The following is a 24,772-nucleotide window of genomic DNA, read 5'->3' on the forward strand; positions in this document are numbered from 1 at the left end:
GTCATCCCGGCGAAAGCCGGGATCCAGAGCCGCACGCCGAGTCTTTCGCCACTCTGGGCCCCGGCTTTCGCCGGGGTGACGGAACTACCCTTCACGCCTCGTCCCTCACCACGCGGGCGACTTCCTCTACCGTGGTCACACCGCCGCGCGCCTTCGCCAGCCCATCGTCCAGCAAGCTCGGATTGTCCTTCCGCGCATGCGCCTCGAGATCGGCTTCCGATGCGCCGTCATGGATCATCTTCTGGAGCCGGTCGTCGACCGCCACGACTTCGTACAATCCGGCGCGACCGCGATAGCCTTCGTTGTGGCACTCGGCGCAGCCCACAGCCCGCCACAGCTTCTCGCCCGGCCGGATCGCGCCGCCGAGCAGGATCGAATCGGCGTCGCCTGCGACATCCTCGCGCCGGCAGACCGGGCAGAGCTTCCGCACCAGCCGCTGCGCCGCCAGCCCGACCAGCATCGGCGCGAGCAGATAGCGTTCGACGCCCATGTCGATCAGCCGCGTCACCGATCCGATCGCGCTGTTGGTGTGCAGGGTCGAGAGCACGAAATGCCCGGTCATCGACGATCGCACTGCGACCTGCGCCGTCTCCTGATCGCGGATCTCGCCGACCATGATCACGTCCGGGTCCTGCCGCAGGATCGCGCGCAGGCCCCGCGCGAAGGTCAGGTCGGTGCGCGTATTGACCTGGGTCTGGCCGATCCCCGGCAGCTCATATTCGATGGGATCTTCCACCGTCATGATGTTGCGCTTGCGGTCGTTCAACCGGTTGAGCGCGGCATAGAGCGTCGTCGTCTTGCCCGAGCCGGTGGGGCCGGTGACGAGCAGCATGCCGTGCGGGCGCTCGAGCAGCCGGTTGAACACGTCGCGGTCGCGCCGGCTCATGCCGAGCACTTCCATGTCCAGCCGCAGCGAACCCTTTTCGAGCAGGCGCATCACCACCCGCTCGCCATGCTGGGTCGGGATCGTCGAGACGCGCGCGTCGACATCGTGCCCGCCGATGCGGAGCGTTACGCGCCCGTCCTGCGGCACGCGCCGCTCGGCGATGTCGAGCTTGGCCATCACCTTGATGCGGCTGACGAGAAGCGGCGCCAGCGCGCGCGGCGGCTCGATCATGTCGCGGAGCACGCCGTCGACCCGGAAGCGCACGACGAGGCGCTTCTCCTGCGTCTCGATATGGACGTCCGACGCGCCTTCCTTGACCGCTTCGAGCAGCAGCGCATTGATCAGCCGGATCACCGGGGCGTCGTCGCGCGTGTCGAGCAGATCGTCGACCGAGGCGGCGCTGTCGGCGAGCGCGGCCAGGTCCATGTCGCCAATATCGAAATCGGCGGCAGCCCCTGCCCCGCCGCTATAGGCAGTGCTGAGCGCCGCATCGAAGGCCTCGTCGCTCACCGCGACAAAGCGCGCGCCCGGCGCGATGCGCTGGACCTCGAGCAGCGCATCGAGGCCGGTGCTCGCGCGGTGGACGCATTCCACGCCGGCAGCGCCCGCGCGAAGCAACACACCGTTCTTGCGCGCGAAGCTGTACGGCAGGGTCGCAGGTATGTCGTCGACGAGGTTCATCCCCCGAAATCCACGTTCACCGAGACGCGACCCGCAGCGGGGCGGCGCTGGATCGAGAGGCGCTTCACGCGTAAGTCGCTGGAACCGCTCAAATCTGCCAGCCAGGCCATGACCGAATCATAATTGGCGTCGGGGATTGCCACGCGGATGCCGCCGGGTATCACCTCGGGGGTGACTGTCAGGCCGAAAGCGGTTGCCGAACCGGTCGCCACCTGGGCGGGTGGGCCCTGGCGACGGGCTGGCCGGACCGTGCTGAGGGTTCCCGCGGCGCGGATGCGGGCGGAGAGGGTTTCGTAGGTGCGGATGTCCGCCAGCGCATCGGCGCGCGCCGATTGCAGCGGTTTCACCACGCCATAGACCAATATTGCCGGGGAAAGGAGCACGCTCGCCGCGATGACGAGGATCCGCTCCCGCCGGCTGAGGCCGCTCCACCAATTGTCGAAGCGGATCAGGGCCGCGTCGAGCGCGGGCACGCGAGTGACGATGATTCTCATGCGTTGCTCGCCGTAATGCGAATGCTGCCGTCAGGCGAGCGAGTCACGGTTCCCCGCACCCGCGCGGCGCGGAGCGCGGCGTCGACGCGACCTGCCAGCCCGGGCTCCGTCCCATCGAGATCGAGCGTCAGGGCATTGGCCTGATAATTGATCGCGCGGACGTTGATCACGCCCGAGAGCGGACCCAGTGCACCCGAAACCCGCGTCAGCAGCGGCAGGAAAACGTCCGGCGGCCCGCTGCTGCCGGCGGGCAATAGATCGGCGACGCTCGCGGCGAGATCACCGCCGAGATTGGCGCCCGGCGCGGCGATCGCGGCGAGCGCGCGCGTATCGGCTTCGCGGCGATCGGCGATCTTCCGCAGCATCACGGTATCGGCCGTCGCGATCACGACATGCGCCGCCGCGCCCAAAGCGACGATCCAGCCGAGCCGGCGCCAGACATTGGGCAAGGCCCTGCGGCGACGGGCATAGGGGCCTTGTCGCAGATCGAGTGCAGGGGCGAGCAGCCGTTCGGAAAGCGCCCCGGGCGCCAACGTCGATCCGCCCGCCATCATCTCGACGGGAAGCGGCAAGCCATAGGACGAAACCGCAGGGCGTCCGGCCGCCTGCCATGCCGCCTGAAGCATCGTCGGAGGAACCGCGAAGCCGGTTCCGTCGCCGGCACGCACCACGGCGCGCTCGGCAGCCAGATCGACAGCCCATTCGCCTTCCGGCGGGCGCGGCAGCGCAAGCGCGTCGGGCACCATCGCGGCGTGGCCCAACCCCGCCTCTGTGGCGGCCTCGACCCAGCTCGCCATCACCTCGTGCCGCACCACGCCCACCAGATAGCGCTTCGGCGCGATCTCGGCGCCCAGCGCGAGATGCACGCTCTCGATCGGCTCGGCGATCTGGTCCTCGATCGCAAAAGGCAATGCTTCCAGACGCTTGGTGCGGCTCGCGAGCGGCAGGTCGACGGCGAGGAGGCGCACCTGTTCGGTTGGAACGAGCATGGTTGCAGGGCCTCCCACCTCCGCTATGATCAGCCGACCGCCCGCCAGCGTCCAGACACCCGCGGCGAGCGGTTCCGACGCGTCGGGCGCTCCTATGGCACGACGGGAGGCTGTCACATTTGCTTCATGGGAAGGACGCATGGGGCGGGGATGCGCATAGTTTTGAAACAGTTTAGTGACATCGCACTGCTTAGGCAGAACAGCAAGCGCCGCACAACTCCGAACGGAGAGTCCGGCTTCACCCTGCTCGAGATGATGATCGTGCTGGTGATCATCGCAGTGATCGCCGGCCTGGTCACCGTCAACGTGATGGGCCGCCCCGACGAGGCTCGGGCGACGACCACTAAATCGAACGTCACCAGCATCAACGCGGCGCTGAAGATGTATCGTCTCGACAACGGTACCTACCCGACCACCGAACAGGGGCTGAAGGCACTGGTCGAGAGGCCGACCGCCGCGCCGGTGCCCGGCAGCTGGGCGCAGGGCGGCTATCTTTCTGCGCCGCCGCTCGACGCGTGGCAGAAGCCTTATGAATATCAATCCGACGGGATGAGCTTCACGATTCGCTCGTTCGGGCGCGACGGCAAGCCGGGCGGCGAAGGCGTGGACGCCGATATCGACGGCAAGGGCTGACGCGCGTGCGGGGGAGCTGCAGGTCGATCGCGACGCGGGCTTCACTCTGCTCGAAATGATGATCGTGCTCGTCATCATCGCAGTGATGGCGGGCGCAGTGACGCTCGGCATCGGCAGCGTGACGCGCGCGCCGAGCGTCGAGACCGAGGCGCGCCGCCTCGCGACACGGCTGCAGGCTGCCGCCGACGATGCGATGCTCGGCGATCGGATGATGGCCTTCACGGTCGAGAAGCACGGCTATGGCTTCGCGGCGATCGGTGCCAACGGGCAGATGATCGCGCGTACCGACGACGCGCTGGGCTTCCATCGGCTGCCCGGCGGGATGGTGATGACGCTCAACGTGCGGCCGCCGGTGATCCTCGGCGTCGACGGCGCGGGGCGGCCGCTTTCCGCGACGGTCGAGAGCGGATCGCAGCGCTGGCTGGTAACCTATGACGGCCTGACCGCGCGCGCAGCGCCGGCACCGGCGCCGAAGGCATGATGCGCGACACGCCTATTTCTCGTCATGCCGGACTTGTTCCGGCATCCACCGCGCCTGTTCATGCTGGCTGTGAGACTCCTGCTGGAACCGCGCCCTTGTCGCTGGCCGCCCGGTGGACCCCGGAACAAGTCCGGGGTGACGAAGTGGGCACGGAGGCCGGCTTTTCCCTCATCGAAGCACTTGTCGCACTCGCAGTGCTCGCCATTGCCGCCGTCGGCCTGATGCGCACCGTCGAATCACACATCGATTCCACGCGCGGCCTCGAACGGCGCACCGCGGCGATGTGGGTTGCCGAGAACCGGCTCGCCGAACTGGAGGCAAAGCGCCCGCCGCCAATGGCGAGCAGGTAGAAATGCTTGGCCAGATATGGCGCGTCGCAGTCGCGCGCAGCGGCACCGACGATCCCGAAATCCAGCGCGTGCGGATCGACGTATTCCCGGCGCGGGAGACGGTCCCCCTTGCATCGCTCGACGGCTTCGTGGACGGACGGAGGGGATGACGCCTTCGCTCTCCCTCACGCCGCGCCAGGCACGCACTGCGCTCGATATTCTCACCGGGCTCGTCGTGATCTCGGTGGCGTTCGCGCTTGCCGGGCTGACGTGGCGACTGGCGGGACACGCCGGCACCGGCGCGATCACCGCGCCTTCGGGCCGCAGCGGGCCGGCCGTGGCACCGGACATCGCGCCCGCGATCGCACTCGCGCCCTTCGGCAAGGTCGCCGGGGCCGATGCCTCGCAGGCGACCAGCCTGCCGCTCGAACTCAAGGGCGTGATCGCCGCGATTCCCGCCGAACTCTCGACTGCGTTCATCGCGGTCGGCGGGCAGGCGGCGGCGCCTTTCCATGTCGGCGAAGGGGTGAGCGGCGCGACCATCCAGTCGATCCTGCGCGACCGCGTGATTCTCGCGATCGGCGGGCGCACCGAATTTCTTGCCTTTCCCGATCCGACGCTCTCGCCCGAACAGCGCCAAGCGGCGCAGAATGCGGCAACGCAGACGCCCCAGCCCGGCGCGCCGGCAATCGCCCCCGGCTCGGGCACGCCGCCGCCGCCGGCCGCTCCCCCGCCGCGGCAGCGGCCGGATTGCTCCAGCGTTTCGACGCGAGCCCGGTCAATGGCGGCTATCGCATCGGCGACAACGGCCCGCCGGGCATGGTCGCGGGCGACGTCATCCAGTCGGTCAACGGCACGTCGCTCGGCGATCCCAATGCCGCCAATGCAGCTTTCGCTTCCGCCCAGGCAAGCGGCACCGCCCAGATTCAGATCCTCCGCGACGGGAAGCGACTGACGCTTACCGTGCCGCTCCGATAAAGAGACCCCAGTGCACAAGATCTCGCTCCACCCTCGCCGCTCTCGCGCTCGCCGGCATCGCGCTGGACAGCGTCGCCGTCGCGCAGAATGCCGTCGAGCAGGACCAGCCGGGCGACATCGTGATCAACATGCGCGGAGTCGAGATCGCCGACGTCGCCGATCAGATCTCGCGCATCACCGGCCGCACGCTGATCCTCGATCCGTCGGTGAAGGGCGTGGTCACGGTCACCTCCGCGACGCCGCTCTCCCCTCGGGCGTTTGGGAACTGTTTCAGTCGGTGCTGCGCGCCAATGGCTTCTCGGCAGTGCGTTCGGGCCGGGCGTGGCGGATCGTCCCCGCGGCGAATGCGGTGCGCGACGGCGGCGTGCCAAGCCGCGCGGCGGGCGGACAGGAACTCGTCACCCGGATGGTCCGCCTCGCCAATGTCCCTTCCGCCGATGTCGCGCGCGTCGTCCGTCCGCTGGTCGCGACCTTCGGCAGCGTCGAGCCGCTGACCAGCCCCAACGCGATCGTCATCACCGATTATGCCGACAATGTCCGCCGCGTCGAGGCGATCGCCCACCAGCTGGACGGCGGCAGCGGCGCGACCTTCGCGACGATCACGCTGCGCAATGGCAATGCCGCCGACGTCGCCCAGTCGCTCCAGACCGTGCTGGGCGATCAGCAGGGCGGCACCGGCGCGCGCGTCGCCGCCGATGGCCGCAGCAACACGGTGATCATCCGCGGCACGCCCGCCGCAGTCGCCGAGGCGCGCCGCATCGCAGCCTCGCTCGATCAGCCGGGCGGCGCGACGCCGATCACGCGCATGTTCCGCCTCAATTATGCCGATGCCGAGACCGTGACCGAAGTGCTGCGCGGCGTGCTCGGCCAGGGCGAGAGCGCCGACAATCCGGTCGCGCGCAGCCTGTCAGGCTCCAACAGCAATCCCTTCGCGCGGCTGAGCGGATCGCCGAACATCTCCGCGCTTTCCAACAGCGCGGCCTCGACCGGCGGCGGACTGGGCAATGCGATGCAGGCGGCGAACGCGGCCACGCAGCCGGTGATGGAGAACAAGCCCGCGGAGACGCCACGGGGCTTTTCCACGCCCGATCTGACCGTCCAGCCCGCGCCCGAGCTCAACGCCGTGGTGGTCCGCGGCACCCCGAGCGCGATCGCATCGATCGAGCAGCTGATCACCGATCTCGACGTGCGGCGCCCGCAGGTGCTGATCGAGGCGGCGATCGCCGAGATCACCGGCGACGACGCCGAGGCGCTCGGCGTCCAGCTGGGCACCAGCGGCGCGGCGCTCCAGCCGCAGGGCGTGGGCACTTCGTTCGATCAGGCCGGCACGTCGCTCGGCTCGATCCTCAAGGCGCTCAACGTTCCCGCAGGGGCGCTGATCAGCAACGGGCTGACCGGCAATATCCGCATCGGCGACGATTTCTCGATCCTCGTCCAGGCGCTGGGCACGTCGACGCGCGCCAATCTGCTTTCGACGCCGCAGATCACGGTGCTCGACAATGTCGCCGGCGAGTTCGTCTCGGGCCAGAATGTGCCCTTCGTCACCGGTTCGGTGCTGACCGATTCGACTTCGGTCGCGCCCTATACGACGATCGAGCGCAAGGACGTGGGCATCACCCTGCGCGTGCTGCCGCGGATCAACGCGGGCGACACGATCCGGCTGCAAGTCAACCAGGAGGCATCGTCGATCGCCGAAGCGCAGACCCAGGCGGCATCCGACCTCGTCACCAATCGCCGCGCGATCAACACCACGGTGCTCGCCGACAACGGCCAGACGATCGTGCTCGGCGGGCTGATCACCGACGACCGGCAGGATCTGCGCCAGCAGGTGCCGATCCTCGGCGACATCCCGATCGTCGGCGAGCTGTTCAAGAGCCGTCGCGAGAGCCGGCAGAAGCGCACCCTGTTCATTTTCCTCAAGCCGACGATCCTGCGCGATCCGGCGGATGCAGCCGCGGCGGCGAAGGACAAATATGCACGGCTCCGTTCGGAAGAGATCGCCAGCACGCGGCGCTCCAGCCTGTTGCTCGCCCCGCCGACCCCGCGGCTGACGGTCGAGATCGACGGGATTTACTGAGGTCTAGCCATTCCCCTCCCTCCAAGGGAGGGAGTAAGAGAGGGTCTAGCCCGCGGGCAAAGGCACGCGGACGCGCTGTGCGCCGCGCGTGAAGAAGGCGGCGTCGATCGCGAGGCTGGCGAGCTGCCAGCCGTCGACGCTTTCTCCCACTTGCAGCGCGCGCGTCGTGCCGTCGGCAGTGCGCACCAGCGCCACCGCATCCGCGCCGAGGCGCCCGACGATGCCGACCAGCGCCGGCGCATCACCGGGCAGCGCCGCATCCTCGGCCTGCGCAGGCGCGCCGAACAACGGGCGCTCGAACGTCGCGGCGAGCGGGGGTGTCGGATTCTCCACCAAAGGGGTCATCGGTTGGGGCGCTTTGGGCGACGGGGACGATCCCGTCCCGCCCATCAGCAACAGCAGTGGCATCAGCACCGCGAACCCGCCCGCGATCCCGACGGCGATCCTGTCGCGGCGCGCGCTCATCGCACCGCCACCGCTTCGGCGGTGAGCCGCACGCCACCCGCAATCGGCTCGAGCGTCCAGCTGCGGAAGCGCATCAACGGCCGCTCGCGCTCGAACGCGTCGGCAAGCGCGAGGACTGCCTTCTCCGCCCCCGATGCCCGCACTCGCAGCGCCACCAGCCCCTCGGGCGCATCTGCTGCGCTGGTCTCCTCGACGAGCACGCCGCCGGTCTTCGCCAGCCGCTGGACGCGCGCCATCATCGCCGCCCGCCCGGCCGCGGCATCCGCGGCACCGAGCGCGGCGCCTTTTGCGAGGATCGGAGCCTGGCGCTCGGGTAGCGCCGCGGCCTGCACCAGCCGGGCCTGCTTCGCCCGCGCCGCGGCGAGGTCGCCCAGAGCGGCGCTGGTAAGCGGCCACAGCGCGAGCAACCCGATCAGACCGGCGCCGATGCCCAACAGGAGCGGAGGCAGTCTCACTCCGTCGTGCCTTCGAGCAGCACGATCATCGCGGCATCGGCTTGCCGCTGGCCGGTGTCGCGCAACCGGGCAAGCGCCGGCACGCGGCGCAGCGCGGCGCGCAGTTTGTCGGGGTCGGGCGTGGCGACCTCGAGCGCGAGCCTGCCCTGCGCGTTGCGTTCGACGCGCGCCAGGGTCGCATCAGCGGGGAGCGCGCGCGCGAGCGTTTCGATGGTGGCACCCAAGGTCCGGCGCTTGAGCACCGCACCCATTTGCGCCCGCGCCTCGGCCGCCGCCGCGGTGGAGGCGATCCGTGGCGCTACTTCGGCCTCGATCCGCGCAGTCGCCACGCGATGCCGTTCGGACAGAATGTGTGCGCCGCCGATCGTCAGCAGCGGTCCGGCGGCGATCAGCAGCGCAACGATCATGGCCACCCTGCCCTCGGGCCATTTGCCATGCTCCGAGGCGGATCCCGCCAGCAGGCGCTGGACGAGGCTCAGCTGCGGGGTTTGTCGACGTGCATCGCGTCGCCGATTAGCCGTTCGCGGCGCTGAGGGCAAAGCGTCACAATCGCGTACGCAAAGAGTCATCGTCCCGCCACGCCGCTTCCATCACGCCGTAAAGCCGCCCTTCCAAAGGCAGGGGGAACCGGGTCACACCTGACCCGCGTGCCTGGGGGTTTTCCATGAACGATCTGACGCCCGCATCCTTCGTTTACACCGATGGTGACACCGACACCAACCGCACCGACACCGTCACACTGAACGAACTCGCGGCGCAGCGCCTTTCGCGCCGCCAGACGCTGCGCGGCGGATCGGCGATCCTCGCCGCCACGCTCGGCAGCTCAATGCTCGCCGCTTGCGATTCCGCCGACGTCGAAAGCGATCCCGCGCCGACGGTGAGCGCCGGTGCCGCTACGACGACCACCGCCGGCCGCGTCGTCACGCTGACCGGCACCAGCGATGCGAGCGCAGTCGCCTGGACGCAGACCGGCGGACCGGCGGTGACGCTGAACGGCGCAGGCGGCGCGACCGCGACCTTCCTCGCTCCCAGCGTCGCGAGCGCGACAGCGCTGACCTTCCAGTTCGCGGCTGCAAACGGCAATACCGCATCGACCGCGACGACCACCGTCACCGTCAATCCCGCCACGCTCGGCTTCACCGCCGTCGCCAAGAACAAGCTCGACGTCGTCAGCGTACCCGCGGGCTACAAGGTGCAGGTGATCAACCGCACCGGCGACCCGATCGCCGCGAGCGTACCGGCCTACAAGAACGACGGCACCGACACCAATTTCGCCCAGCGCATCGGCGATCATGGCGACGCGCTCTATTGGTACGGCCTCGCCGCCACCGGCACCGCGCGCGACGAGACCAGCTCGACCCGCGGCCTGCTCGTGCAGAATCACGAGAACATCAACCAGCAATATCTCCACCCCGCCGGGGCGACCAACGTGGGCGGCGTGCGCCCCGAGGCCGAGGCGCTGAAGGAGATCGAGAATCACGGCGTCAGCGTCACCGAAGCCGTCGAAGGCGCCAATCGTGCGTGGAGCGTGGTCCAGAACAGCAGCCTGAACCGCCGTATCACGCCCAACACGCCGATGACCTTCAGCGGCCCGGCGCGGGGTTCGGACCTGCTCAAGACCGTCTTCTCGACCGCCGGCACCGACGGCCGCGGGACGATCAACAACTGCGCCAACGGCACCACGCCCTGGGGCACCGCGCTGACCTGCGAGGAGAATTGGGCGGGCTATTTCCGCCGCAGCGGCGACAATGCGGCGCGTACCGCCAAGGAACTGACGGCGCTCAGCCGCTACGGCGTGACGAGTTCCACCGGCAACTTCGGATGGTCGACCGTGACTGCGGCCGATACCGCCAACACGACCTTCCGCCGCTGGGACGCGCGGGCGACGGGCGCATCGGCCACTACCGACTTCCGCAACGAGCCCAACCAGCTCGGCTGGGTCGTCGAGATCGATCCCTACGCCCCCGCTTCGGTGCCGAAGAAGCGCACTGCCCTCGGCCGCCTCGGCCATGAAGGCTGCTGGCCGGGCGCGTTCGTCGCCGGCCGCAAGCCGGCCTGGTACATGGGCGACGATTCGCGGCGCGAATATCTCTACAAGTTCGTCTCGGCCACTGCCTGGGTGGCGGCCGATGCGACCGCGACCAACCGGCTCGCGACCGGGGACAAATATATGGACTCCGGCACGCTCTACGTGGCGAAGTTCAACGCCGACGGCTCCGGCACCTGGCTGCCATTGGTGTTCGGCCAGAACGGCATCACCGCGGCCGCGGCCATCTATCCCTTCGCCGATCAGGCCGACGTCCTCGTCAATGCCCGTCTCGCCGCCGACGTGGTCGGGGCGACGCCGATGGATCGCCCCGAATGGACCGCGGTGAACCCCGTCACCGGCGAAGTCTATCTCACCCTCACCAACAACAATGCCGCGCTGCGCCCGCTCAACGGCACCGATGCCGCGAACCCGCGCCATTACAACGACCCGTTCGGCCCGACCAACACGGCGCAATTCGGCAATCCGAACGGCCATATCATCCGGCTGCGCGAGGCAGGCGACACTACTGAGGCCACCAGCTTCACCTGGGACATCTATCTGTTCGGTGCGGGGGCGGATCTCGATCCGGCCAATATCAACATTTCCGGGCTGACCGCCGACAACGACTTCTCCAGTCCCGACGGGCTCTGGTTCAGCCGGACGAGCAACGCCGCGGGGCAGAACAAGCCGCTGCTTTGGATCGAGACCGACGACGGCGCCTACACCGACGTGACCAATTGCATGCTGCTCGCGGCGCTGCCCGGCAAGGTGGGCGACGGCGGCGCGCGCACGATCACCAATACCGGCACAGGCGGCGCGACTGCGACTCAGGCAACCCGCGTCGGTGCGGCGCCGGGCGCCAATCTCAAGCGCTTCCTCGTCGGCCCGGTCGAATGCGAGATCACCGGGATCGACACCACGCCCGACGGCCGCACCCTGTTCGTCGGCATCCAGCATCCGGGCGAAGGCGGCACACCGGCCGCCCCGACCAGCCACTGGCCCGACAGCCAGGCAACCGGCACCGCCGGCGCCACCGTGCGCCCGCGTTCAGCCGTGGTGGTGATCACCAAGGATGATGGCGGCGTGGTCGCTCTCTGAGGCTTTCCCTTGAGTAATGATGGGGAGGTCCCGCCTGGGGCCTCCCCATTTTGTTTGGAGCTTGCAATGTAGGAATTCAAATGTTCATGGTTCGTTCCACGTGACCCCTGCGTGGCCTGGATGCGCCTCTCGCGCCTCCTCGACGAACCGGAGGTAATATGCAGAACGTAGTATCTTTTTCGACCTTGGCGGAAATTCGCGCCGCATCGACCGGCACCAGCCCGGTCATCTTCCAACAGAGCATCTGGGCATGGACCGCCGGTGACTTCACCGGACGCGTCGACGACGTCAATGTGATCAAGTCGGACGCAAATGCCGTGACGGTCGGCGCATGGCTGCGAATGGCAGACACCCGAATCTCGCATACTTCGTCCATCGCGGATGCGCGCATCCGTTCGGTGTTCGACAAGCTCGACGAAACCGTGTCAGTGCTCGACTTCGGGGCCGATCCCACCGGCGCCACCGACAGTACCGACGCGTTCAATCGCGCGCTTTCGGCGGCGCTGCCGACCACCGGGAACGATGATGCTCCGAAGCGCAAGGTCACTGTTCCGCGCGGGCACTACAAGATCGGCGCCGGCAACAAGACGGTTTTCGTCCGCAAGGGTCAGCATCTCGCGGGCGAGGGTCTTGGCTGCTTCATCGATTGCCGCGACGCGATCGACAATACCAAGCCGCTGATCCGCCTGGGAGCCGGGTCGCTGTACGAGAATGCCGATGGCGGCGATCCCAACGGGCTTGGTTCGCAGATCTCGGGCTTCTGGTTCCTGGGTGGCCCCGGTGGAGCGCCGATCGTCGATACGTCGCAGCAGGCCGGGTGGTGGATCGACCATTGCTTCTTCACTGCATCCGGCATCGGCGTGCTTGCGAGCGGTGGCGACGGGCTTCTGCATGGATGCCAGTTCGACCTCGGCCTGAACGGCGTGGTCCTGAAGGAAGCCGGCAACGTCACCGTCTATGGCTGCAACTTCTACAACAACAACTACGCCGTGCGCGTGCTGGATCAGTGCCGCGACGTCGAGATCAATGGCTGTCACTTCGAGTACCAGCATTATTCGTCGATCTTCATCGGAAGCGGTACAAGTGCCGCGCTGAACAGCCGCGGCATCGTCGTGCGTGGGAACACGTTCCTCCAGAATACGCAGTGGGAGACGTTTGTCGGGTTCGTCTCGCTCGGCTGCTCCGATGGCGAGGTGGACATTCTCGGCGGGAACACCTTCCGCAACTGCTACGGCCCGGCGATCCGGGAAACGATCGGTGTCGGCAACAAAGTGACGATCATCGATGCGATCTTCGACGGCCGCAGGACCTTTACGCATCCCGTATATGGCTATGATCAGTCGACGACGATGAGCGCGGTTGACGCCTCCAACATGGATGTCGTCATCAAGTCGTCGGTCTTCCGCCGGCTGCCCGGACAACCCATCGTCTTCGGGGGACGGTCACCACAAAGCTGGCATTGGCGGATTGCCGCTTCGAGGAAAATAGCGGGGGATCGAGCGAGATCGGCATCGCTAACGCCGCTACGGGCTCGCGCATCGATCTAAGCAACATCCAGGGCGGCGGTCGTCTGCTCTTCAACCCGCAGGCTACGGTGCCGGTATATTGTCTTGGGCTGAAGGATTGGCTGGATGTGCCGGCAACGAGCGGATCGCGGCGCTTCGTAAAGGTCCCGGTCCAGCAGTCCCATGTCGTTTCGATCAGCATGAAAGCCAACACCCATCCCGCCGGCAATGCGGACTATCGGAAGGCGTCGCAGTTCAAGCTCGTCTATGGGCAGGATTACGACGGCTCGATAGCGGTCACGCAAAGCTATCTCGCTGAGACGATCGCGTTTCCGAATATCGGGGGCCGAACAAGATCGACTTGACGGCAGAAATCGGTGCCGTCGGCGGCGGTACCTCGGTCGGCGGCCATCTGGGGTCAGGTTTCCTGGCGCTCTCCTGGCCATCCAGCTACGCCAGCGAGGTGATCGACGTGCAGCTGGAGGTGTAGCCACGGTCGGTTTCTGACTTCCAGACAGTCAGGTCATTCGCCGAGAGATCGCTCCTTGCGAGCCCTCCCCTTCGAAGGGAGGGCTCTTGGCCTGCAAAGTCGCCTGGAGGCCCGTTACCGATCCGACCGGCTGACGATGTTGGCGGTGCCGTCCGGCGTGATGCCGATCATGTACGCGGCCTTGTCCGAGCAGTTGACGCGCCAGAGCGGTTTGCCGTCCTGATCGGGAAGGCGTTCGGACGACGTCACTTGCTGGCAGGCGATGTCGGCGTCCAGCAGCGCCCGGATGAAGACGACGTTGCGCTGGCGATCGGACATGCCGAGCACGGCGGCGAGCGCGTTGCCCGGCGCGGCTTCATTGCCGACGGCATTGGCCTCGACATCGGCATTGTCGGCCGCGACCGTATTCGCCGGCCCGGTGGGTCCGCATCCTGCGAGCGCCAGCGCCGCGAGCGCCGGCAAGGCAATGCGCTTGATCATCTGCACTCTCCCGTTCGCCGGCTGCCGAAAGCGGCGCCGGTCAAAGCTCTGCGGTGCAGCGCCAATGCCGCACCTGTCGTGAAGGTTCCGGGGCGCGCCCGATCAGTGCTGGTACGCCTTGGGGAGCGGGCCTTCCTTCGGATCCCAATAGCGTTCGCGCAGCCGGGTCTGGCGGCTGGTCATCGGCTGCTCGACTCCGTCGATGAACACATTCACCGCCGACGTGCCGATCTCCAGCGGATCGCCGTCCCAGATCACGACGTCGCCGCGCCGGCCCGGCTTCAGCGAGCCCAGTTCGTCGCCCAGCCCCAGTGCTTCCGCCGGCCGCGAAGTGATCGTCGCGAACGCCTCGCCCCAATTGAGCCCGCTCGCGCCGGGAATGCGGCCCAGTGCGACGAGATTGCCCGCGAACTGCTTTTCCCAGCGCGCCTGCCGCGCCTCGTCCTGGTTGATCGTGCCGATCCCGACGAGCACGCCCGCCGCCTTCATCCGGCCGATGTTGGACTGAGTCGCCGCAAGCTGTTCGAAGCTCTCCGGCAGATCGACCAGCGCCGACGCGATCACGGGGACCCCCGCCGCGGCGATCTCGCGCGCGACGGTCCAGCCCTCGCTGACGCCGACGAGCACCAGCCGGAGCGTGGGCACTTCGCGCTTCAGCCCAAGGATCGTCTGGATGTCGGAAGCACGCTCGACATGGACGAGCAGCGGCACGCGGCCCTGCACCACCGGCACCAGCGCCTCGGCGTCGGCGCGCGTCAGCAGCGCATCCTTGCCGCGATCGTTGAAGCTGGCCGGGTTGCGGACATAATCGCGCACCTCGAACAATGCGTTCTTGAGCATCGCATAGGCCGCGGGGCGACTGCCGCCCGCGGCGCGCGCGCCCGCTTCGCCATATTCCATGAACTGGAAGGCGCGCGGCTTGGCGACCGGGTCCATATCGGCGCCGAGGTCGATCACTGCCCCCTGCCCCGCGAAGATCGAGCCCTTGCTGTTGTCGGGCGCCACGACCGCGCGAGTCACGCCTTCAAGGCGGTTTATCGCGATCGGGCTGCTCTTCGGGTTGACCGCCGGTGTGACGTCGAGCGCCGCATTGAACGGTGAGGTTCCTCCTGACGTGTCGTTGGTTCCGTCGACCGCGTCGACCTCGACGATGCCCATCCGGGTGAAACCGGCGAAGATGCCAGGGGTCACCCAGCGACCGCCCGCATCGACGACGCGGGCGCCCGCGGGCGCTGCCACGCCGGCGCCGGCGGCGACGACGCGGCCGTCACGGATCACCACCGTGCCGCCTTCGGAGGGCCCGGAACCGTCCCCGATCACCAGCTTGGCGTTGGTGATCGCCACGGTCTGCGCGGCGGCGGGGGCGGCAAGTGCGAGCGTCGCGCCCGCGCAAAGAAGCAGCGTCCTGATCACTTCACATCCCCTCGCCCGGCTGGCCCAGTTCGAAATCGGAAACCGGCCGCAGCTTCGGGTTGTTCGCATCATAGAGCAAAGCGCCGTCGACCCAGACCATTTGCGGGCGGGTGTAGACGCTGAACGGATTGCCGTTCCACAGCACGACGTCGGCCATCTTGCCGGGCTTGAGGCTGCCGGTCCTGTCGGCGATGCCGAGCGCCTTGGCGGGGTTGATCGCCAGCCAGCGCCAGGCGGCGGCTTCCGATATGTCGAAGCCGGCTTTCCTGCCCGATGCACGCGCCTTGGCCACTTCCTGGTTGAGCCGCTGGATGCCGTTGCCGTCGTCCGAATGGATCATCGCGCAGGCGCCTTCCTTTTCGAGGATAGCGAGGTTCTCGGGGACCGCGTCATACGCTTCCATCTTGAAGCCGTACCAATCGGCCCACACCGCGGCGCAGGTGTTGTTGGCCTTGAGAAGATCGGCGATCTTATAGGCCTCCACTGCGTGGTGGAACGCCGTCACATGGTAGCCGAACTCCTTCGCCATATCCATGACGACGGCCATTTCGTCGGCGCGGTAGCAATGGTTCTGGACGAGGATTTCGCCCTCGAGCACGCCGCGCAACGTATCCATGGCGAGGTCGCGGGTCGGGGCCTCGCCGCCTTTGTCCTCATATTTGTCCCAGCGGCGCTTATACTCGACCGCCTTGGCCCAGGTCGCGCGATCCACCGCGATGTTGCCCATCCGGGTCGACGGAGCGCGCCCCTTTCCGCCGTAGACGCGCTTCGGATTCTCGCCGCACGCCATCTTCAGGCCGTACGGCGCGCCGGGGAACTTCATCCCCTGCATCGTCCGGGCATAGACGTTCTTCACGGTCACCGATCGGCCGCCGAACAGATTGGCCGAACCGGGCAAGATCTGCAGCGTCGTCACGCCGCCATTGGCGAGCGCGCGGCCGAAGCCGGGATCCTGCGGCCACACGCTGTGCTCGGCCCAGACCTCGGGGGTGACCGGCGAGGTCATCTCGTTGCCGTCCGAATTCGCTTCGACGCCCGGCGAGGGATAGTCGCCGAGATGGCTGTGGATGTCGATCACGCCGGGGGTCAGATATTTGCCGCGGCCGTCGATCACGGTCACGTCCGATCCTGCATTCACCGTCTGCCCCACTTCGACGATCTTGCCGTCGCGGAAGAGCGCCGAGCCATTGTCGATTCGTCCCCCTCGCCGTCGAAGATGGTGACGTTGGTCACCAGCGTCGGCGCGCCCGGATAGGCGTGATAGGTGGAGGAAAGGGATCGTGCGAATAGCCCTTCCCCTTGCCCGGGCCGCTGGCGGTCGAGCCGACGCTCTCGGGTTTGCTGTCACTGGCTGCGCAGCCCGCCAGCATGGCGGCCGCGCCGGCGATCAGGATGGAACGAGATCAACCGCGTCTCCTTCGTGCGCCCGATGATCCGCGGCGAGGATCGCCTGCCCGGGCGATGCTTGATCGCCGCCGGAAGCGGGTTTGGCAAGCGCGGCGCGCATGTCCGTGTCCGGAATGGCACTATCGCATTTGAACTTCGCACAAGGGGCGCTAGGAACATCGGAGCGAAGGCGCCTCCTTCGAGTAGCGAGTAAACGTTGCACGACAGATCACCTTCTGCCTCGGCGCCGACGACACCGCCTCCTACGGCAAGAAATGTCGCGGCGAGCCTTGTTGCGCTCGCGGCTCTGTGCAGTCTGATCGCCTTCGCCGGATGGATGTTCGATGTTCCCGCACTTCGCGGGTTCGGCTTCGACGATTTCCCGATCTGGCCGCTCACTGCGATCGGCTATTTCTGCCTCGCATGCGGCTTTCTCGCATCGATATTCGATCGGGATCGTCTCGCTTCGATGTTCTGGCTCGTGCCGCTGCTGATCGCACTGGCTTCGATCCTCCAGAATGCGCTCGCCATGGATTTCGGCACCGATCGCCTGTTTTTCTGGAATCTGGTGTCGACCTATGAAGCACCGCATCCCGGCAGACCCGGGCCCAGCCCCACCACGATCTTCGTCCTCCTCGCCACGGCCGGCTATGGCGTGCGGGTGCGCAAATGGCTGTCGGGCGACGCCAGCAGCCTGATCGCAGCGATCACGCTCGCGCTGACCGCGGCCACGGCAATGCTCGTCCTGTTCTCGAGCCCGACCAACACGGCGGTGCAGATCTTCTCGGTCTCGCTGCCCGCGGCCATCGCGACTCTGTTGCTGGCGATCGCCTTCCTCATTCTTCACAGCAGATTGCTGTGGATCCGGTCGCTGACGATGCGGAGCGGCGACTGGCGCATCATCCGTATCCTGGTGCCCGTCGCAGTGATCGTGCCGGTGGTACCGTCAATCCTGGAATTGGTGATCGGACGCTATGGTCTGCTGCCCCCGCTGGCATCAGAGGCGTTGGTCGCGCTCTGCAACATCCTGATCGTGGCGCTCGTGGCTTATTGGGCCGTCATCCGGGTCGCGCACGGACAAGCGGCGATGGGGGAATTGAGCCAGGCCCTCGATCATACGACGGTCGTCCTGACGACGCCGGAGGGACGCATCACCCACTGGTCGGCCGGATGCGAACAGCTCTACGGCTGGTCGTCGGGCGAGGCGCTCGCGCAGAACAAATACCTGTTGCTGCGTTCGCAGTGCCGCCTCGACTCCGCGACGCGCGGCAATCGCGCGGACGGGTACGAGCTGGTGGAAATCTGCCGTGACGGGCGCGAGATCTCGGTCCTCGAGCGCACGCATCAGGTCGAGAGCCCGGGAGGCCCTTCCGTCGTCCTCCTCAAAGTCACCGACATTACCCAGCGCGTTGCGGCGGTGGAAGCGTTGAAGGTCAGCCAAGAACGGCTGGCGCTGGCCACCTCCGCCCACGAACTCGGCGTCTTCGAATGGGATGTGCCGAGCGGCAGGCTGGAATGGTCGCCCGGCACCGAGCAGCGCCTTGGTCTCCTCCCCGGCACCTTGTCCGATTTCGAGAACTGGCGCACGCGGGTCGAGCCTGAGGACGTCCAGGATATTCTCGAGACGCTCGCGCGCACCGTCCGCGACCGGGCCGACAAGTTCAGTTTTCGATATCGGTTCCTGGAATCGCAGGGCGGCGTGCGCGCCGTGGAAGGCTCGTCGCGGGCCTTTTACGACGCCGAGGGCAATCTGGTGCGCGCGGTCGGCGTCATACTCGACGTAACCCAACGCGAGGAGCGCGAGTCGGCGCTCCGCCGGCGCGAGGCGCAGCTTCGCTCGGTGCTCGAGACGGTCCCGGACGCGATGGTGGTGCTCGACGAGCACGGCACGATCATGCAGTTCAGCACCGCGGCGGAAGAGCTCTGGGGATATCGCGCGGCGGACGTGCTCGGCCGATCGGCACAGATGCTCGTCCCCGCCGACCGGCGTGCGATGCACATGGCCTCATTGAACCGCTATGTGAAGACCGGCGAAGGGATCATCGGCGAGGTGCTGAACAGCATCGCCGAGGCGGCGGACGGCCGCCGCTTCCCGATCGAATTGCGCACCGGCGTCGCGCGCAGCGACGGCCAGACGCTTTTGACCGTGTTCGTGCGCAACCTTGCGAAACAGCTCGCCACCGAAGAGCGCCTGAGCGAACTCAGCGCCGAGATCGCGCATGTCTCGCGCCAGAGCGCGATGAGCGAGCTGGCGGCGGACCTGGCGCATGAACTCAATCAGCCGCTGAGCGCCACGTCCAACTTCCTCGCCGCCGCACGCATGTTGATCGAGAAGGGCGAGAGCGGCGAGCGCATCCTCGAACTGCTCCGCATGGGCTCCGAACAGACCCAGCGCGCGGGAGAAATCATCCGGCGAATGCGGGCATTCATGGCTCGTGGAGAAGTCGAGATGCGCACCGAGTCAGTCGAACGCACGGTTCGTGATGCTGTCGATCTGGTATTGGTCGGAACGGGGCAGTTCCATATCCGGGTAAGCTACGAGTTGGATGCGGAAGCGCCCTTTATCTTTGCGGACCGGATTCAAGTACAGCAGGTTCTCGTTAACCTTCTTCGCAATTCCATGGAAGCTTTGCGGACTTCGGGGCCGCAGGATCGTAACATCACGATTTCTTCCCGTAAGCTCAACGATCAGATGGTCGAAATTCTGGTCAGCGATTCTGGACCCGGAATTCCCTCTCATGTGTTGGAACAACTATTCTCACGCTTCACCTCAACCAAAGGCAGCGGAGGAGGAATGGGTATTGGGCTTTCGATCAGCAAGCGTATCATCGAGGCACATGGCGGGACACTGAGCGCGGAAAACCGGCCCGAGGGAGGAGCCAGCTTCCGTTTCACTCTGCCCGCCATAGAGGAGGGTGTAGAATAGGATGAGCAGAACGATCTACATCGTGGACGATGATGATGCCGTCCGCGCCTCGCTCCACAGCCTTTTGTCGATACGCCAGGATCTGATCGTCCGGGGGTTTCGCTCGGGCGACGCCTTCCTCCACGACGTGAACGAGCTCGATCCCGGCGTGCTGCTGCTCGATTTTCATATGCCCGGCGCCACTGGCCTCGACGTGTTGACCGCGCTCGACGGCAGCCCCCGCTTCGTGCCGATCGTCCTCACCGGCCAGGGCAATGTCGGGCTCGCCGTCCAGGCGATGAAGGCCGGCGCACTCGATTTCATCGAGAAGCCTTACGAGGCGGAGACGCTGCTCCAGCTGATCGATAACGCCTTCGCCCGGCTCGAAGAGGACAATGAAGCCGCGAACCGCATCGGTGCCGCCGAGGCGAAGATCGCCAAGCTCTCGCCGCGCGAGACCGATGTTCTCAAGGGGCTGATCGAAGGTAGATCGAACAAGATCATCGCCTATGAGCTCGACATCAGCCCCCGCACGGTGGAGATTTATCGCGCCAATCTGATGGAGAAGCTCGAAGTGCGCAGCCTCTCGGAAGCGCTGCGCATCGCGTTCGCGGCGGGGCTGTTTCCGAAGAACTGAGGCCGCCCGGTCCGTTCAGAAGCTCGCGGCGAGGTCCACATAGGCGTAGCGCGTGTCGCCCGTCGCAGGGGCATTGGGTGCATCCTCGAGGAAGTGGCCCTTGGCCAGCCAGGCGCCGCCGACCTCGAGCCGCAGCCGTTCCGGAACCAGCCAGCGGCGCGCGCGCGCCTCGATCTGCGTTCCGGCAAAGCGCCCGGAGGCGCCTTTACGATCGCGCACGCCGGTGGAGCCAAAGCTGTCGGTCGCCTGCGCCAACCACAGCCCACGCAGCGAAGTCATAAAGTCGAGCCGCTTCGAAGGCTTGGCCTCGAGCCGCAGGCCCGGCGAGACCAGGTTCGCACGACCCACCGGACCATAAAGCGCGACCGGACCGAAGTCCGCGCGACGCGCGCCGAACAGCGTGTCGAACCGGCCCCAGGTCCCGGCATCGCGGCCGTCGCCCGAGGCATAGTCGAACATCGCCGAGATGCGGGGCGTCCAGCCCTTGGCGACGGTCCATCCGCCTTCGACATGCGCGAAGCCGGCACGGACATCGAGATCGCGGATGTCACTGGCAGCACTCGTCGCACGGACGGTACCCCATTGCCACGCACCCTCGCCTTCGAAATCGAATCGGCCCCTGGCCGGCGCGCGGCGCAGGCGCATGCCGGCCGTGACGAGATGGCGGTTGCGCGTCAGCCGCGTCGTGCGATCATCCTCGGCAAGGCGGTATCCGTAAGCTTCGGCACTGACATTGCCGAACGCCTTGGCCAGCATCGCGCTGGCGCCGAAGAAGGTCAGGTTCCCGCCGGCGCGATCGAGTTCGACCGCATTGTCCTCGATCCCCGCCACATCGTCGGGAAGCGTCGAGAACGGCTTTGCCCAGAATGCGACGATCCGGTCCTTGCCCTTGCTGCGCCAGTCGACGAGGCCGCCGAGATAGGACGGAACGGTGTTGGGGAAGTCGGTGCGGCCGACGAGGCGGCTCGAACCAATGTCGAGCGACCAGCGCCCGGCCGTGACCGTCGCGGTCGCGCCCTTCGCGAGAACGTTGGAGGCGCGATAGGCGACATATGCCTGCACGGGCTCGATCGCGTCGATTTCGCCGGTCCGCACCGACGAGCCGTCGCGCTGGCCATAGCCGCGCGCATCGACGATCTCGCCCCCGATCGCGAGCGCCCCAAGCTCGGCCTTCGCCGCTATCGTGGTGCGGAACGAGACGAAAACGTCGTCGGCAGGCACGTTGGAGCGGAACTGGCCACCGATCGCCTCGAAACGCGCACGCGTGGTGGCGTCGATGCTCAGCTGGACACTATCCCCCTTCTCTCCCGCGGCCTGCCCATAAGCAGGCAGCGCCGCCATGGCGCAGAAGCCCAGAAGCGCGCCGCGCAAGGCGAGCGAAGGGAAGATCGAATTCACTGCAAGCTCCGGGAATAAAGAAGGACCGATCCCCCTTTATAGGCGTGGCGACCCCGGCCGGTGCGGCGCGGCGCCGAACTGATCCTCGCAGGCCCGCGCGAAAAGGGCCCGCGCCGAGGCGGCGCGCCTCGCCCATCCGGAAAAATCCTGAGGCATGGATCCGTCCGGCTACCGACCTCCGGGCCGGACCCATCCTCTATAAGATATTGAATCCATCCCGCACGCAGCGCGCTGCACGCGCCTGATACAGAAAAGGCTATCCTATGGCGGACCTCCTTGCCCGCATCAAAATTCCCGCCAAGATCATGGGCCTGCTGCTGATGCTCGGCCTGATCACGCTGGGCGTCGCCTTCTATGGATCACGCGCGCTCACGAAGACCGACGCCGATTATGCGGTGCTGGTCGACGTCAAGCTTCCGATCACCACCAAGCTTGCCCGCGTGAACCGCCTCGGCTCGCAGATGCTCTATGCCAGCTATCGCGTCATGACCTATCCGGGCGGGTCCGCGGCAGGACGTGCCGCCGCGGAGGAAGAGCGCGCGTCGTACGAAACGGCCGTCAAGACGCTCGACGAGGTCAAGCAGATGGATCCCGGCATCGCCGCCGAGATCACGACGATCCGCGGAACTTTCGAGGAAATCCACAAGGGCGCCGTGGAGGCGATCGGCCATGGCAACCGCGACGAGAATGATGCCGCGCGCGCGATCCTCGCGGACCTCGACACCAAGGCAGTGACGATGGCGGCGGAGCTCATCAAGGCGAACGATCAGCGCATCGCCGACGCGCAGGCCCTTTCGAACGATCTTTCGGCAAGCGCCGGCAGCACTTCGACCACCATGCTCGTCGTCAGCCTGATTGCGATCGCAGTCGCGATAGGCATCGGCCTGCTCGTGTCGCGGCTGGGCATCACTGCGCCCATCGCCAGCCTTCAGGCGCGGATGAAGACGCTCGCCGAGGGCAACAACCAGGCCGACGTGCCGGGCACGGATCGCGGCGACGAGATCGGTGCGATGGCCAAGGCGGTCCTCGTGTTCCGCGAGGCGGCGATCGAGAAGGAGAAATCCGACGCGGCCAAGCAGAATCGCCGATGCCGAGCAGCAGCGCGTGGTCGAGACGCTCGAGGCCAATCTCGGCAAGCTCGCGCAAGGCGACCTGACCAGCGAGATCAGCGAGGCATTCTCGCCGGCCTATGAATCGGTGAAGGTCAATTTCAACGGCGCCGTGGCCGAGCTCCGCGACCTGATCGGCACGGTGATGGAAAGCGCCGCGACGATCCGCACCGGCTCGGGCGAGATCGCCCAGGCATCGGAGGATCTCGCGCGGCGCACCGAGGCCAATGCCGCGAGCCTCGAGGAGACGTCGGCGGCGGTGACCCAGATGGACGGCCGCCTCAAGGCGACTGCCGCATCCGCCAGCCGCACGGTCGAGCGTGCCGACGGCGCGATCGCCACCGTGAGCGGCGGCCGCGGGATCGCCGACGAGGCCGTGCAAGCGATGACCCGCGTGGCCGACAGCGCCAAGGGCATCGACAGCGTGATCGAGGGCCTCGACAAGATTGCCTTCCAGACCCGCGTGCTCGCGATGAACGCCGCGGTGGAAGCAGGCCGGGCCGGCGAAGCAGGCCGCGGCTTCGCGGTGGTCGCAGATCTCGTCTCGGCGCTCGCGATGCGCGCCGAAGAGGAAGCCGGCCGCGCCCGCGACCAGCTGACCGCGACCCAGACCGACATCGTCGCGGCAGTCGAGATGGTCCAGAAGGTCGACGGCGCGCTCGCCGACATCTCGGGCGACGTTGCCGAAGTGCACAGCCTGCTCAACCAGATGGCGACCGACAACCAGGCGCAGTCGACGGCGATCACCCAGATCTCGGTGGCGATCGGCACGATGGACCAGACGACCCAGCAGAATGCCGCAATGGTCGAGGAGACTTCGGCGGCGGCACGCAACCTCTCGGGCGAAGTCGCAGCGCTCAGCGAGCAGGCATCGAAGTTCAACGTCGGCAACGGCGCCCGCGTCGCCGCGGTGCGGACGCAGGTGCCGGCGAGGCCTGCGAGGACAGCCAAGGCGAACACCTATGTCTCGCCGGTCAAACCGCTGCCCGCCGCCGCGATGGCGAATGGTGCGGGCTCGGACGACTGGGCTTCGTTCTAGTCCCGTTCGCCTAAAGAAAGGAGGGCGCCGTGGCAGAAGCTGCGACGCCCTTTTCCGTTTCAATACTCCCTCGCGAAGCAGGGAGGATTTCCAAGTCGTGAACCCATAAACTGGAACGGCAGCTAACGCCCCACTTGCGGTCATTGTGGTGATAAGCGAAGCTGCCCGACATGGCATTGATTGATCCGATCAAAGACCCTCTTGGCACGATACGCAAGCAGCCGCCCAGCTTCTTCCGCCGCCTTGCAAGGTGGTGGACCGCTATTGGCTTCCTTCTCCTTGTATTTGCGAGCGTTCTGGCCGTCGCGCATTACGGCTACGGCGTTCCAATTTATGATAAGAACACTGGGCAGATAAGTGATCCAACCACAGTAGCTGCTATTCTTACTATGCTTGGACTTGGCGGCCTTTTCTTCGCTATCCTCGGTATCCTCATCCTGCGGGCGTTACGGTTGAACAACCCCAACGGCAGCTAACCACCCATTTGCAGACATGCTTGCAATGTAGGATTTCGCCTGACAGCTTCATTTGGCTCTTTGACGTCGTAACGCCCCTGCTCGTGCGAAAGCGGGAGTATAATGCTGCCTGGCCCACACCATCCTGGATCGCCTGCGCAGGAACAGGCCAGAACCATGCAACCAGTGTGACCCTAGTGTGACCTTTCGCGGCTAACCACCCACTTCCGGCCATTGGAATTTCAAGTCTACGGCCTTGTTATTTTATCCGGATTGGCTGGATCGCGAGCGCGAACAGCGAGATCGGATCGCCGCTGCGCAAACAAAAGGGCGCCGCAGCCAGCCGCGACGCCCTCCAGG

The 24,772-nt window shown here is 66.7% G+C and carries 24 protein-coding genes and 2 pseudogenes; 16 read left to right on the forward strand and 10 right to left on the reverse strand.

Translation table 11 applies throughout. From position 1 onward, the window contains the following. Positions 1-91: 91 nt before the first annotated feature. From gspE to gspL, 3 genes are read right to left on the reverse strand one after another with little or no spacing between them, the layout of a single operon-like run. Positions 92-1,567 carry a type II secretion system ATPase GspE gene (gene gspE, locus PIB19_RS08880; RefSeq protein ID WP_271240507.1) on the reverse strand — a complete coding sequence of 492 codons (1,476 nt, stop codon included), beginning with the start codon at positions 1,565-1,567 and terminating at the stop codon, positions 92-94. Continuing rightward, positions 1,564-2,061 carry a type II secretion system protein M gene (locus PIB19_RS08885; RefSeq protein WP_271240508.1) on the reverse strand — a complete coding sequence of 166 codons (498 nt, stop codon included), beginning with the start codon at positions 2,059-2,061 and terminating at the stop codon, positions 1,564-1,566. Before PIB19_RS08885 ends, gspE begins: the two co-directional genes overlap by 4 nt. Beyond that, the gene (gspL, locus tag PIB19_RS08890; protein ID WP_443018718.1) at positions 2,058-3,050 is read right to left on the reverse strand and encodes a type II secretion system protein GspL; all 993 of its coding nucleotides are present in this window, start codon (positions 3,048-3,050) and stop codon (positions 2,058-2,060) included. The genes PIB19_RS08885 and gspL overlap by 4 nt, the downstream gene beginning before the upstream one ends. 162 nt (positions 3,051-3,212) lie before the next feature. Here gspL and gspG point away from each other — a divergent pair, with 162 nt between their 5' ends. The 7 genes and pseudogenes from gspG to gspD all read left to right on the forward strand — a co-directional run bounded on the left by gspG (position 3,213) and on the right by gspD (position 7,548). After that, positions 3,213-3,683, forward strand: a complete 471-nt coding sequence (gene gspG / locus PIB19_RS08895) for a type II secretion system major pseudopilin GspG (protein WP_271240510.1) — start codon at positions 3,213-3,215, stop codon at positions 3,681-3,683. A gap of 55 nt (positions 3,684-3,738) precedes the next feature. After that, positions 3,739-4,164 carry a type II secretion system protein GspH gene (locus PIB19_RS08900; protein WP_271240511.1) on the forward strand — a complete coding sequence of 142 codons (426 nt, stop codon included), beginning with the start codon at positions 3,739-3,741 and terminating at the stop codon, positions 4,162-4,164. 95 nt (positions 4,165-4,259) lie between these two features. Next, entirely contained in the window at positions 4,260-4,514 is a 255-nt protein-coding gene (gspI, locus tag PIB19_RS08905; RefSeq protein ID WP_271240512.1) for a type II secretion system minor pseudopilin GspI, read from the forward strand. Between the two features lie 2 nt (positions 4,515-4,516). Beyond that, positions 4,517-4,663, forward strand: a complete 147-nt coding sequence (locus tag PIB19_RS08910; RefSeq protein ID WP_271240513.1) for a type II secretion system protein — start codon at positions 4,517-4,519, stop codon at positions 4,661-4,663. Continuing rightward, positions 4,660-5,448, forward strand: a complete 789-nt coding sequence (locus PIB19_RS08915) for a type II secretion system protein N (RefSeq protein ID WP_271240514.1) — start codon at positions 4,660-4,662, stop codon at positions 5,446-5,448. The genes PIB19_RS08910 and PIB19_RS08915 overlap by 4 nt, the downstream gene beginning before the upstream one ends. 151 nt (positions 5,449-5,599) lie before the next feature. Continuing rightward, positions 5,600-5,686, forward strand: a pseudogene (locus PIB19_RS22990) (hypothetical protein); the annotation flags it as partial. Between the two features lie 62 nt (positions 5,687-5,748). Continuing rightward, complete coding sequence (gene gspD / locus PIB19_RS08920) at positions 5,749-7,548, forward strand: type II secretion system secretin GspD (RefSeq protein ID WP_271240515.1); 1,800 nt, start codon at positions 5,749-5,751, stop codon at positions 7,546-7,548. A 45-nt stretch (positions 7,549-7,593) separates the two neighbouring features. On the opposite strand, the gene PIB19_RS08925 is transcribed toward gspD, so the two are convergent. From PIB19_RS08925 to PIB19_RS08935, 3 genes are read right to left on the reverse strand one after another with little or no spacing between them, the layout of a single operon-like run. After that, positions 7,594-8,013, reverse strand: coding sequence for a hypothetical protein (locus tag PIB19_RS08925; RefSeq protein ID WP_271240516.1), 420 nt, complete (start codon positions 8,011-8,013; stop codon positions 7,594-7,596). After that, entirely contained in the window at positions 8,010-8,468 is a 459-nt protein-coding gene (locus PIB19_RS08930; protein ID WP_271240517.1) for a GspMb/PilO family protein, read from the reverse strand. Before PIB19_RS08930 ends, PIB19_RS08925 begins: the two co-directional genes overlap by 4 nt. Then, positions 8,465-8,875 (reverse strand): hypothetical protein, encoded by a 411-nt coding sequence (locus PIB19_RS08935; RefSeq protein WP_271240947.1) that lies wholly within the window; start codon positions 8,873-8,875, stop codon positions 8,465-8,467. Before PIB19_RS08935 ends, PIB19_RS08930 begins: the two co-directional genes overlap by 4 nt. A gap of 257 nt (positions 8,876-9,132) precedes the next feature. Between PIB19_RS08935 and PIB19_RS08940 the strand changes: the two genes are divergently transcribed. The 4 genes from PIB19_RS08940 to PIB19_RS08955 all read left to right on the forward strand — a co-directional run bounded on the left by PIB19_RS08940 (position 9,133) and on the right by PIB19_RS08955 (position 13,590). Further along, positions 9,133-11,595 (forward strand): PhoX family protein, encoded by a 2,463-nt coding sequence (locus PIB19_RS08940; RefSeq protein ID WP_271240518.1) that lies wholly within the window; start codon positions 9,133-9,135, stop codon positions 11,593-11,595. A 158-nt stretch (positions 11,596-11,753) separates the two neighbouring features. Next, a complete protein-coding gene (locus PIB19_RS08945) occupies positions 11,754-13,142 on the forward strand; it encodes a right-handed parallel beta-helix repeat-containing protein (RefSeq protein ID WP_271240519.1) in 1,389 nt (462 codons plus the stop codon). 158 nt (positions 13,143-13,300) lie between these two features. Further along, positions 13,301-13,465, forward strand: a complete 165-nt coding sequence (locus PIB19_RS08950) for a hypothetical protein (protein WP_271240520.1) — start codon at positions 13,301-13,303, stop codon at positions 13,463-13,465. Continuing rightward, positions 13,462-13,590 carry a hypothetical protein gene (locus PIB19_RS08955; protein ID WP_271240521.1) on the forward strand — a complete coding sequence of 43 codons (129 nt, stop codon included), beginning with the start codon at positions 13,462-13,464 and terminating at the stop codon, positions 13,588-13,590. Before PIB19_RS08950 ends, PIB19_RS08955 begins: the two co-directional genes overlap by 4 nt. A gap of 114 nt (positions 13,591-13,704) precedes the next feature. Here the strand turns inward: PIB19_RS08955 and PIB19_RS08960 are convergent, their stop codons facing one another. From PIB19_RS08960 to PIB19_RS08970, 3 genes and pseudogenes are all read right to left on the reverse strand, one after another. After that, positions 13,705-14,070 carry a hypothetical protein gene (locus PIB19_RS08960; protein ID WP_271240522.1) on the reverse strand — a complete coding sequence of 122 codons (366 nt, stop codon included), beginning with the start codon at positions 14,068-14,070 and terminating at the stop codon, positions 13,705-13,707. Positions 14,071-14,172: 102 nt separating this feature from the next. Next, entirely contained in the window at positions 14,173-15,480 is a 1,308-nt protein-coding gene (locus PIB19_RS08965; protein ID WP_271240948.1) for an amidohydrolase family protein, read from the reverse strand. Between the two features lie 4 nt (positions 15,481-15,484). Continuing rightward, positions 15,485-16,853: pseudogene (locus PIB19_RS08970) on the reverse strand (amidohydrolase). Positions 16,854-17,338: 485 nt separating this feature from the next. Here PIB19_RS08970 and PIB19_RS08975 point away from each other — a divergent pair. Together PIB19_RS08975 and PIB19_RS08980 are read left to right on the forward strand one after the other, a co-directional pair. Further along, positions 17,339-19,795 carry a PAS domain S-box protein gene (locus tag PIB19_RS08975; protein ID WP_271240523.1) on the forward strand — a complete coding sequence of 819 codons (2,457 nt, stop codon included), beginning with the start codon at positions 17,339-17,341 and terminating at the stop codon, positions 19,793-19,795. A gap of 1 nt (position 19,796) precedes the next feature. Further along, positions 19,797-20,411 (forward strand): response regulator transcription factor, encoded by a 615-nt coding sequence (locus PIB19_RS08980; RefSeq protein WP_271240524.1) that lies wholly within the window; start codon positions 19,797-19,799, stop codon positions 20,409-20,411. 15 nt (positions 20,412-20,426) lie between these two features. Here the strand turns inward: PIB19_RS08980 and PIB19_RS08985 are convergent, their stop codons facing one another. Continuing rightward, on the reverse strand, positions 20,427-21,809 hold the full coding sequence (locus tag PIB19_RS08985; RefSeq protein WP_271240525.1) for an alginate export family protein: 1,383 nt from the start codon (positions 21,807-21,809) through the stop codon (positions 20,427-20,429). 263 nt (positions 21,810-22,072) lie between these two features. On the opposite strand from PIB19_RS08985, the gene PIB19_RS23595 reads away from it, so the two are divergent. The 3 genes from PIB19_RS23595 to PIB19_RS08995 all read left to right on the forward strand — a co-directional run bounded on the left by PIB19_RS23595 (position 22,073) and on the right by PIB19_RS08995 (position 24,433). Next, positions 22,073-23,002 (forward strand): HAMP domain-containing protein, encoded by a 930-nt coding sequence (locus tag PIB19_RS23595; RefSeq protein ID WP_443018719.1) that lies wholly within the window; start codon positions 22,073-22,075, stop codon positions 23,000-23,002. Then, positions 22,914-23,957, forward strand: coding sequence for a methyl-accepting chemotaxis protein (locus PIB19_RS23600; RefSeq protein WP_443018720.1), 1,044 nt, complete (start codon positions 22,914-22,916; stop codon positions 23,955-23,957). Before PIB19_RS23595 ends, PIB19_RS23600 begins: the two co-directional genes overlap by 89 nt. A 170-nt stretch (positions 23,958-24,127) precedes the next feature. Next, positions 24,128-24,433, forward strand: coding sequence for a hypothetical protein (locus PIB19_RS08995; RefSeq protein WP_271240526.1), 306 nt, complete (start codon positions 24,128-24,130; stop codon positions 24,431-24,433). The last annotated feature ends 339 nt before the right edge of the window (positions 24,434-24,772 follow it).

It is taken from the genome of Sphingomonas sp. 7/4-4 (assembly GCF_027941955.1).
Lineage (GTDB): Bacteria > Pseudomonadota > Alphaproteobacteria > Sphingomonadales > Sphingomonadaceae > Sphingomonas.